The 8,918-nt window shown below is 72.1% G+C and carries 6 protein-coding genes; 5 read left to right on the top strand and 1 reads right to left on the bottom strand.

Annotation, left to right across the window (positions count from 1 at the left end; genetic code table 11):
• Window positions 1–106: 106 nt before the first annotated feature.
• Window positions 107–1,174 carry a uroporphyrinogen decarboxylase gene (gene hemE, locus ACGFW5_RS32120; RefSeq protein WP_393837852.1) on the bottom strand — a complete coding sequence of 356 codons (1,068 nt, stop codon included), beginning with the start codon at window positions 1,172–1,174 and terminating at the stop codon, window positions 107–109.
• 91 nt (window positions 1,175–1,265) lie between these two features.
• On the opposite strand from hemE, the gene ACGFW5_RS32115 reads away from it, so the two are divergent.
• The 5 genes from ACGFW5_RS32115 to ACGFW5_RS32095 all read left to right on the top strand — a co-directional run bounded on the left by ACGFW5_RS32115 (window position 1,266) and on the right by ACGFW5_RS32095 (window position 8,828).
• Window positions 1,266–1,919: a DUF3000 domain-containing protein gene (locus ACGFW5_RS32115; protein WP_393837851.1), complete on the top strand. Its 654-nt coding sequence runs from the start codon at window positions 1,266–1,268 to the stop codon at window positions 1,917–1,919.
• A 289-nt stretch (window positions 1,920–2,208) separates the two neighbouring features.
• Window positions 2,209–2,871, top strand: coding sequence for a response regulator transcription factor (locus tag ACGFW5_RS32110; RefSeq protein ID WP_114039865.1), 663 nt, complete (start codon window positions 2,209–2,211; stop codon window positions 2,869–2,871).
• A gap of 88 nt (window positions 2,872–2,959) precedes the next feature.
• Entirely contained in the window at window positions 2,960–4,243 is a 1,284-nt protein-coding gene (locus tag ACGFW5_RS32105; protein ID WP_393837850.1) for an HRDC domain-containing protein, read from the top strand.
• Window positions 4,244–5,472: 1,229 nt separating this feature from the next.
• Complete coding sequence (locus tag ACGFW5_RS32100; protein WP_393837849.1) at window positions 5,473–6,699, top strand: thiolase family protein; 1,227 nt, start codon at window positions 5,473–5,475, stop codon at window positions 6,697–6,699.
• Window positions 6,696–8,828, top strand: coding sequence for a 3-hydroxyacyl-CoA dehydrogenase NAD-binding domain-containing protein (locus tag ACGFW5_RS32095; protein ID WP_393837848.1), 2,133 nt, complete (start codon window positions 6,696–6,698; stop codon window positions 8,826–8,828). Before ACGFW5_RS32100 ends, ACGFW5_RS32095 begins: the two co-directional genes overlap by 4 nt.
• The last annotated feature ends 90 nt before the right edge of the window (window positions 8,829–8,918 follow it).

The raw sequence follows: 8,918 nt of genomic DNA, 5'->3' as shown, positions 1-8,918 counted from the left end.
GCGGAGCTATCGGGGCGTTTCGGCAACGCCGCGAGGTGCCGTGCCAGGCGCCGCACCCCCGGCCATGATCCACCAGACACCCCCTAGGGGGTGTCCGCGCCGCCCTCTAGCGGGCGGTCTGCTCGTGGACGTACGCGACCAGGCGGGACAGCGCGTCCGGGTCCATCGAGGGCAGCACCCCGTGGCCGAGGTTGAAGATGTGGCCCTCAAGGCCGGCCGCCGCGTCCAGGACCTCGCGGGTCTTGGCCTCGACGGCCTCGGTCGGTGCGAACAGGACCGCGGGGTCGAGGTTGCCCTGGAGCGCCTTGCCGGGGCCGACCCGGCGGGCGGCCTCGTCGAGCGGGACGCGCCAGTCGACGCCGACGACGTCCGCGCCGGCCTCGCCCATGAGGCCGAGCAGTTCGCCGGTGCCGACGCCGAAGTGGATGCGGGGCACGTCGTAGGAGGCGACCGCGTCGAAGACCTTCGCCGACGCGGGCAGGATCGAGCGCCGGTAGTCGGCGGGGGCGAGCGCGCCGACCCAGGAGTCGAAGAGCTGGACCGCCGAGGCGCCGGCCTCGATCTGCACCGTGAGGAAGGCGGCGGTGATCTCGGCGAGGCGGTCGAGCAGGTCGGCCCACAGTTCCGGGTCGCCGTACATCATGGCCTTGGTGTTCTCGTGGTTGCGGGACGGGCCGCCCTCCACGAGGTAGCTGGCGAGCGTGAACGGGGCGCCCGCGAAGCCGATCAGCGGCGTGGAGCCGAGCTCGCCGGTCAGCATGCCGATCGCCTCGGTGACGTAGTGCACGTCCTCGGGCGTCAGGTCGCGCAGCCGGGCCAGGTCGGCGCGGGTGCGGATCGGGTCGGCGACGACGGGGCCGACGCCCGGCTTGATGTCGAGGTCGATGCCGATGGCCTTGAGCGGGACCACGATGTCGCTGAAGTAGATGGCCGCGTCGACCTTGTGCCGGCGCACCGGCTGGAGCGTGATCTCGGTGACGAGATCGGGCCGCATGCAGGACTCCAGCATCGGGATGCCCTCGCGCACCTTCAGGTACTCCGGCAGGGAGCGCCCGGCCTGGCGCATGAACCAGACCGGCGTGTGCGGGACGGCTTCTCGCCTGCACGCCTTGAGGAACGCGGAGTCGTACGTCGTGCTGTTCGGTCGGCCCACAGGGCGGTCGTTGGCGCTCACGCCCAGAATCTTCGCATGTGGCCGCAAGCGGCCGCCCCGGGCCGGGTGTCCCTACCGCCGCCGGGCCCCCCTTCCGCCTAGTCTTCCCCGCATGGCTGCCGCTCAGGGACGAACATCGGATGGCGCTGACGGCAGGGAAGCCGCGGACGGGACCACCGTTCCGATCCCCTTCCGTCAGGCCGTCGACGCACTGCGCACGGCGCGACTGCGCCCCGAGATCGAGGTGGACGAGACCCGTCCGCCCCAGCGTCTCGCGCCGCACGCCTACGCCGTGGAGGCGGCGGTCGTCGAGGGCGAGGACGACCTGGCCGACGGCCGGCTGGTCCTGCTGCACGACCCGGCGGGCCACGACGCCTGGCAGGGCACGTTCCGTCTGGTCACCCTCGTACGGGCCGAGTTGGAGCCGGAGATGGCGGCCGATCCGCTGCTCCCCGAGGTCTGCTGGTCGTGGCTGACCGGCGCCCTTGAGGCGCGCGGCCTGGCGTACGGGGAGGCGAGCGGCACGGTCACCCGGGCCGGTTCGCACTACTTCGGGGGGCTCGCGGAACGCCTGCCGGCCACGCAGATCGAGATCCGGGCGTCCTGGACGCCGCGCGAGGGCCTTGGCGGAGTGCCGGACACCGCGGGCCATCTCGCGGCCTGGTGCGACCTGCTGTGCCAGATCGCGGGCCTGCCGCCGGCCTCGGGCGCCGCCGATGCGGGCGGCGGCGTGGTCACCCTGCCGCAGCGCCGCGACCCGCGCTGAGCGCGCCCCCCTTTCACCTGCCCTTTTTCTCGCCCCGCGCCCCGCCTTCGGTGGGGCGCGGGGCGTTGGTGCGCTCCCCCGCTTGGTCCCCCACACGGGTCGGCGCACCCCGGCGGTTGCTCGACGATCGAGCAGCCGTCCGAATTGCCCTAAATGTTTCTCACCAAATCGTGATCATTCTCTAAAGGCCGAGGGGTTTGGTGCCGAAGAGGTTTGTGACCCTAACTGCACGGTTCGCCCCGGCTTCATCCCCGAGCCGGCTCCGTCCCGCACCTTTCCAGGAGGCCTGGTGTCCGTTCTTCTTGAGCAGCCCGCAAGCCTGGTCGCCTACCGCCCGAACAAGCCGACGGCCATGGTCGTCGTTGCCGACCCCCGAGTCCGCTCCACCGTCACCCGGCACCTGTGGGCGCTCGGAGTGCGTGACGTCATCGAGGCGTCGTCCATCGCGGAGGCCCGTCCCCGCGTCGGCAACCCGCGCGACATCTGCGTTGCCGACGTCCACCTGCCCGACGGTTCCGGGCTGACCCTGCTGTCCGAGACCAGAGCCGCGGGCTGGCCCAACGGCCTTGCCCTGTCCGCCGCCGACGACATCGGCGCCGTGCGCAACGCCCTCGCGGGCGGCGTGAAGGGCTATGTCGTCACCGGTACCCGCACCAACATCGGCCACCCCGGCCGTCCCGGCGCCGCCCCCATCGGCGCCGCGGCCGCCCGTATGCACCGCCGCCCCCCGGGTGCCCCGAGCCACCCGGGCGGCTACCGCGAGCTCTCCGGCCGTGAGGTCGAAGTGCTCCGGCTCGTGGCGGAGGGCCAGTCCAACAAGGCGATCGGCGTCTCGATGGGCCTGTCCGCTCTGACTGTCAAGTCCCACCTCGCCCGGATCGCGCGCAAGCTCGGCACGGGTGACCGCGCCGGAATGGTGGCCGTCGCGCTGCGCACCGGCATCATCCACTGACCGGATTACGACCCTCACGCACCGGCCCGCGCCCGTCGACGGAACGTTCCGTCGACGGGCGCCGTGCATACACAGATACCCTTGACAGGTGACCGACGCCCATAAGACCGCAGCAGAGACAGCACTGCGAACCACCGGGGGCGCTCCCCCGGACGACGTCGACAAGGCGCCGATTCCCTTGCTGGAGCCCCGAGAGGGCATTCCGCCTGTCGTTGCCACCGACGAAGCCCTGGCCGCGGTGGTCGCCGCGTTCGCGGCCGGCACCGGCCCCGTGGCCGTGGACGCCGAGCGCGCCTCCGGCTACCGCTACGGACAGCGCGCCTACCTCGTGCAGATGCGCCGCGAAGGCGCGGGCACCGCGCTCATCGACCCCGTCGGCTGTCCGGATCTCTCCGCTATGGGAGAGGTACTTTCGGACACCGAGTGGATCTTGCACGCCGCCACTCAGGACCTGCCCTGCCTGCGCGAAATAGGCATGGTTCCCTCCCGGATCTTCGACACCGAGCTCGCCGGGCGGCTCGCCGGCTTCCCGCGCGTGGGCCTCGGCGCGATGGTCGAGAGCGTGCTCGGGTACGCCCTGGAGAAGGGCCACTCGGCCGTCGACTGGTCGACCCGGCCGCTTCCCGAGCCCTGGCTGCGGTACGCCGCTCTCGATGTCGAGCTCCTGGTGGATCTGCGCGACGCGCTGGAGAAGGAGCTCGACCGGCAGGGCAAGCTGGAATGGGCCCACGAGGAGTTCGACGCCATCGCCTCCGCGCCGCCGGCCCCGCCCCGCAAGGACCCCTGGCGCCGCACGTCCGGCATGCACAAGGTGCGCAGGCGCCGTCAGATGGCGGCCGTACGCGAATTGTGGACCGCCCGGGACGCGGTGGCGCAGCGGCGTGACGTCTCGCCGGGCAAGGTGCTCAGCGACTCCGCGATCATCGAGGCCTCGCTCGCGCTGCCCGCCAACGTCACCGCGCTCACCGCGCTGACCGGTTTCGGGCACCGGATGGGGCGGCGTCAGCTGGAGCAGTGGCAGGCGGCCGTCGAACGCGCGAAGGCCCTCACGGAGGCGGAACTTCCGCAGCCCGGCCAGGCGTTGCAGGGGCCGCCGCCGCCGCGTTCCTGGGCGGACAAGGACCCGGCCGCCGCGGCCCGGCTGTCGACGGCCCGCGCGGCGGTTTCCGCGCTTGCCGAGCGGCTGAACATGCCCCAGGAGAACCTGATCACGCCGGACACGGTGCGGCGGGTCTGCTGGGAGCCGCCGGGTGACCGCTCCGATGCGGCGGTGTCCGAGGCCCTGGCCTCCCACGGCGCGCGGCCCTGGCAGATCGCCCAGGTCACCCCGCTGTTGTCCGCGGCCCTGACCGAGGCGCCGGCCAAGCCGTGACGGGGCGGGGCTCGCGGCGCGTCCTGGCCGCGGGCCCCGCCGAGGCCCGCCCCCCGCCCCCTCAACCCGGCTTCGGCTTCGCACCGTGCGTGGCTGGCCGCGCAGTTCCCCGCGCCCCTGGTTACTTGGTGCGAGCCGGCATCGGGTTCCTCAGCCCGTCCGAGTTCCCCGCGCCCCTTGGCGGCCCTGGCACCGGCCCGCATATGCACCCCCCAGCGTGCACCCCCAGCCCGTCCGGCGATTGAGGACGAGCGCCGTTCAGGCGCGACCGGGGTCCGGGGCGCAGCCCCAGGAGCCCCGCTCCCGGGTGCGGACCGTGCGCGGCTGGCCGCGCAGTTCCCCGCGCCCCTTAGCGGCACCGGCGCCGGCCCGCATACGCACCCCCTCAGCCCGTCCGGCGATTGAGGACGAGCGCCGTTCAGGCGCGGCGGGGTCTAGGGCGCAGCCCCAGGAGCCCCGCTCCCGGGTGCGGACCGTGCGTGGCTGGTCGCGCAGTTCCCCGCGCCCCTTGGCGGCACTGGCACCGGCCCGCATACGCACCCCCCAGCCCGTCCGGCGATTGAGGACAAGCGCCGTTCAGGCGCGGCGGGGTCCGGGGCGCAGCCCCAGAAGCCCCGCTCCCGCGTGCGGACCGTGCGTGGCTGGCCGCGCAGTTCCCCGCGCCCCTTGGCGGCACCGGCGCCGGCCCGCATACGCACCCCCCAGCCCGTCCGGCGATTGAGGACAAGCGCCGTTCAGGCGCGGCGGGGTCTGGGGCGCAGCCCCAGAAGCCCCGCTCCCGCGTGCGGACCGTGCACGGCTGGTCGCGCAGTTCCCCGCGCCCCTTAGCGGCACCGGCGCCGGCCCGCATACGCACCCCCCAGCCCGTCCGGCGATTGAGGACAAGCGCCGTTCAGGCGCGACCGGGGTCCGGGGCGCAGCCCCAGAAGCCCCGCTCCCGCGTGCGGACCGTGCACGGCTGGCCGCGCAGTTCCCCGCGCCCCTTAGCGGCACCGGCGCCGGCCCGCATACGCACCCCCCAGCCCGTCCGGCGATTGAGGACGAGCGCTCTCACGGCGCGACCGGGGTCCGGGGCGGGGCATCGCGTGGGGTGTGACCTTCGCCGCTCCCGCCCAGGGGACTGGGCAGTTTGGTTACCCGTAAGTAGCATGGGGGCAGTGAGCGCGCGCTCAGCCGCGTGCGCCACGCCAAGCGCAGCAGTGCCATCCCGCACCTGGAGGAGAGCCATCGTGCCTCGTACCGTCAGGGACGTCGTCTTCGTCGACGGCGTCCGCACCCCGTTCGGCAAGGCGGGCCCGAAGGGCATCTACCACGAGACCCGGGCCGACGATCTGATCGTCAAGGCCATCCGTGAGCTGCTGCGCCGCAACCCGGCCCTGGACCCCGCCAAGATCGACGAGGTCGCCATCGCGGCCACGACGCAGATCGGCGACCAGGGCCTGACCCTGGGCCGCACCGCCGGCATCCTCGCGGGCCTGCCGCAGTCCGTGCCGGGCTACTCCATCGACCGCATGTGCGCGGGCGCCCTCACCGCGGTGACCTCCGTCGCCGGCTCGATCGCGTTCGGCGCGTACGACGCCGTGATCGCCGGTGGCGTCGAGCACATGGGCCGCCACCCGATGGGCGAGGGCGTCGACCCGAACCCGCGGTTCGTCAGCGAGAAGCTGGTCGACGAGTCCGCCCTCTTCATGGGCATGACCGCCGAGAACCTGCACGACCGCTACCCCCAGATCACCAAGCAGCGCGCCGACGAGTACGCCGTGCGCTCGCAGGAGAAGGCCGCCAAGGCGTACGCCGACGGCAAGATCCAGCAGGACCTGGTCCCGGTTTCGGTGCGCAACACCAACGCCGAGGTGGGCGAGACCGGTTGGGGTCTGGTCACCGCCGACGAGCCGATGCGCCCGGGCACCACCCTGGAGAGCCTGGCGAACCTGAAGACGCCGTTCCGCGTCCACGGCAACGTCACCGCGGGCAACGCGGCCGGCCTCAACGACGGCGCCACCGCGTCGATCATCGCGTCCGAGGAGTTCGCGCGGGAGAACAACCTCCCCGTGAAGATGCGCCTCGTCTCCTACGCCTTCGCCGGCGTGGAGCCCGAGGTCATGGGCTACGGCCCGATCCCGGCGACCGAGAAGGCCCTCGCCAAGGCGGGCCTGTCGATCGAGGACATCAACCTCTTCGAGATCAACGAGGCGTTCGCCGTCCAGGTCCTCGCGTTCCTGGACCACTACGGCATCGCCGACGACGACGCGCGCGTCAACCAGTACGGCGGCGCCATCGCCTACGGCCACCCGCTCGCCTCCTCGGGCGTACGCCTGATGACGCAGCTGGCCCGGCAGTTCGAGGAGCAGCCGGAGGTCCGTTACGGCCTCACCACCATGTGCGTCGGCTTCGGCATGGGCGCCACGGTCATCTGGGAGAACCCGCACCACAAGGACGCCGGAGGCAGCAAGTGAGCACCACCACCGCTGAGCTTCTCAAGGGCGCGGCCGAGCTGTTCCCGGACGAGGTCGTGACGTCCGCGCACGTACGCCACCTCGAACTGCCTTACGGCGCCGGGCGCTTCGCGCTCATCACGCTCGACAACGGCTTCGACCACACCAAGCCGACCACCTTCGGCCCCGGCTCCCTGGCGAACCTGAACGCCGCCATCGACCAGGTCGAGAAGGAGGCCGCCGAGGGCTCCATCGTGGGCGTCGGCGTCACCGGCAAGCCGTTCATCTTCGCGGTCGGTGCCGACCTCAAGGGCGTAGAGCTCCTGAAGAAGCACGACGACGCGCTGGCCATCGGCAAGGGCGGCCACGAGGTCTTCAAGCGCCTCGCGGGCCTCGCCGTGCCGACGTTCGGGTACTACAACGGCGCGGCCATGGGCGGCGGTGTCGAGGTCGGTCTGCACTGCACCTACCGCACCGTCTCCAAGGCGCTGCCCGCGTTCTCGCTGCCCGAGGTCTTCCTCGGCCTGGTCCCGGGCTGGGGCGGCTGCACGCTGCTCCCCAACCTGATCGGCGCCGAGAAGGCCGTCTCGGTCATCATCGAGAACTCGCTGAACCAGAACCGTCAGCTCAAGGGCAAGCAGGTCTTCGAACTGGGCATCGCCGACGCCCTCTTCGAGGGTGCCGACTTCCTGGAGCAGTCCCTCATCTGGACGGCGAACGTCCTCAAGGGCGACGTCACCGTCGAGCGCCCCGCGATCGACCGCGGCGAGGCCTGGGACCAGGCCGTCGCCAAGGGCCGCTTCATCGCGGACTCGAAGGTGCACGGCGCGGCCCCGGCCGCCTACCGCGCCCTCGACATCATCGCGGCGTCCAAGGACGGCGACCTCCAGGCCGGCTTCGACGCCGAGGACAGCGCGCTCGCCGACCTCATCATGGGCGGCGAACTGCGGTCCGGCATCTACGCGTTCAACCTGGTCCAGAAGCGCGCGAAGCGCCCGGCCGGCGCCCCGGACAAGAACCTGGCGCGCCCGGTCACCAAGGTCGGCGTGGTCGGCGCGGGTCTGATGGCCTCGCAGCTCGCCCTGCTGTTCCTGCGCCGCCTTGAGGTGCCGGTCGTCCTGACCGACATCGACCAGGCGCGCGTCGACAAGGGTGTGGGCTACGTCCACGCCGAGATCGACAAGCTGCTCGCCAAGTCCCGGATCAACCAGGACAAGGCCAACCGCCTCAAGGGCCTGGTCTCCGGTGTCCTCGACAAGGCCGAGGGCTTCTCCGACGCCGACTTCATCATCGAGGCCGTCTTCGAGGAGATCGGCGTCAAGCAGCAGGTGTTCGCGGAGGTCGAGGCGGTCGCCCCGGCGCACGCGATCCTCGCCACCAACACCTCCTCGCTCTCGGTCACCGAGATGGCGTCGAAGCTGAAGCACCCCGAGCGGGTCGTCGGCTTCCACTTCTTCAACCCGGTCGCGATCCTGCCGCTCCTGGAGATCGTCCGCGGCGAGCAGACCGACGACGTCTCGCTGGCCACGGCCTTCGGTGTCGCGCGCAAGCTGAAGAAGACCGCGGTCCTGGTGAAGGACGCCCCGGCGTTCGTCGTCAACCGCATCCTGACCCGCTTCATGGGCGAGATCCAGAACATCATCGACGAGGGCACCCCGGTCGCCGTCGCCGAGAAGGCCATCGAGCCGCTCGGCCTGCCGATGTCGCCGCTGGTCCTGCTCGAACTGGTCGGCCCGGCCATCGGCCTGCACGTGTCCGAGACCCTCAACCGCGCCTTCCCGGACCGCTTCACGGTCTCCGAGAACCTGGCCGCGGTCGTGAAGGCGGGCAAGCGCGGCTTCTACGTGTACGACTCCGGGAAGCCGGAGCTGGACCCGGAGGTCGCAGCCCTCCTCAAGCAGGGCGATGTCGCCCTGACCGAGGAGCAGACCCGTGACCGCGTCCTGGACGCGGTGGCGCAGGAGATCGGTCTGATGCTGGACGAGGGCGTCGTCGCCGAGGCCCAGGACATCGACCTCTGCCTGATCACCGGCGCCGGCTGGCCCTTCCACCTGGGCGGCATCACGCCGTACCTGGACCGCGAGGGCGTCTCGGAGCGCGTCAACGGCAAGAAGTTCCTTGCGCAGGGCGTCGCGAGCGTCCCGGCGTAACCCGTTCCACGGCAACGGCCCCGCACTTCGGTGCGGGGCCGTTGGTGTTTCCGTACGTCCCGCCGGGGCGGGTCCCGCTGGGGCGGGTCG

Source organism: Streptomyces sp. NPDC048416, assembly GCF_043200435.1.
Taxonomy (GTDB): domain Bacteria; phylum Actinomycetota; class Actinomycetes; order Streptomycetales; family Streptomycetaceae; genus Streptomyces.
The sequence above is the reverse complement of the archived record's forward strand: the minus strand, read 5'-3'. Positions and strand labels throughout refer to the sequence as shown.